The sequence below is a fragment of the Streptomyces sp. NPDC050164 genome (assembly GCF_044459945.1).
Lineage (GTDB): Bacteria > Actinomycetota > Actinomycetes > Streptomycetales > Streptomycetaceae > Streptomyces > Streptomyces coeruleorubidus_A.
The window spans coordinates 1-1525 of sequence record NZ_JBITJK010000099.1 but is presented as its reverse complement, the minus strand read 5'-3'; the positions used below and the strand labels follow the sequence as shown (position 1 = coordinate 1525).

The window sequence follows — 1525 nt, the reverse complement described above, 5'->3', positions numbered from 1 at the left end:
GTAACCGGGCGTTTCCCCTACGCTATAACCACCGAAACACTATGAAACTATTCAGCCGCACCATACCGTGACCATGGCATGGGGCTGTTCGTGGTTTCAGAACCAACACAGTGGACGCGAGCAACTGAGGACAAGCCCTCGGCCTATTAGTACCGGTCAACTCCACACGTTACCGTGCTTCCATATCCGGCCTATCAACCCAGTCGTCTACTGGGAGCCTTACCCCATCAAGTGGGTGGGAGTCCTCATCTCGAAGCAGGCTTCCCGCTTAGATGCTTTCAGCGGTTATCCCTCCCGAACGTAGCCAACCAGCCATGCCCTTGGCAGAACAACTGGCACACCAGAGGTTCGTCCGTCCCGGTCCTCTCGTACTAGGGACAGCCCTTCTCAAGACTCCTACGCGCACAGCGGATAGGGACCGAACTGTCTCACGACGTTCTAAACCCAGCTCGCGTACCGCTTTAATGGGCGAACAGCCCAACCCTTGGGACCGACTCCAGCCCCAGGATGCGACGAGCCGACATCGAGGTGCCAAACCATCCCGTCGATATGGACTCTTGGGGAAGATCAGCCTGTTATCCCCGGGGTACCTTTTATCCGTTGAGCGACGGCGCTTCCACAAGCCACCGCCGGGTCACTAGTCCCGACTTTCGTCCCTGCTCGACCCGTCGGTCTCACAGTCAAGCTCCCTTGTGCACTTACACTCAACACCTGATTGCCAACCAGGCTGAGGGAACCTTTGGGCGCCTCCGTTACCCTTTAGGAGGCAACCGCCCCAGTTAAACTACCCATCAGACACTGTCCCTGATCCGGATCACGGACCCAGGTTAGACATCCAGCACGACCAGACTGGTATTTCAACGACGACTCCACACTAACTGGCGTTAGCGCTTCACAGTCTCCCAGCTATCCTACACAAGCCGAACCGAACACCAATATCAAACTGTAGTAAAGGTCCCGGGGTCTTTCCGTCCTGCTGCGCGAAACGAGCATCTTTACTCGTAGTGCAATTTCACCGGGCCTATGGTTGAGACAGTCGAGAAGTCGTTACGCCATTCGTGCAGGTCGGAACTTACCCGACAAGGAATTTCGCTACCTTAGGATGGTTATAGTTACCACCGCCGTTTACTGGCGCTTAAGTTCTCAGCTTCGCCCCACCGAAATGGAGCTAACCGGTCCCCTTAACGTTCCAGCACCGGGCAGGCGTCAGTCCGTATACATCGCCTTACGGCTTCGCACGGACCTGTGTTTTTAGTAAACAGTCGCTTCTCGCTGGTCTCTGCGGCCACCCCCAGCTCGAGGAGCAAGTCCCCTCACCAGGCGTGGCCCCCCTTCTCCCGAAGTTACGGGGGCATTTTGCCGAGTTCCTTAACCATAGTTCACCCGAACGCCTCGGTATTCTCTACCTGACCACCTGAGTCGGTTTAGGGTACGGGCCGCCATGAAACTCGCTAGAGGCTTTTCTCGACAGCATAGGATCATCCACTTCACCACAATCGGCTCGGCATCAGGTCTCAGCCACATG

General features: G+C 56.3%; 1 rRNA gene. It reads right to left on the bottom strand.

The features are described 5' to 3' along the window. Positions 1-126 precede the first annotated feature (126 nt). Positions 127-1525: ribosomal RNA gene (locus ACIBNA_RS45030) — 23S ribosomal RNA — on the bottom strand; the annotation flags it as partial.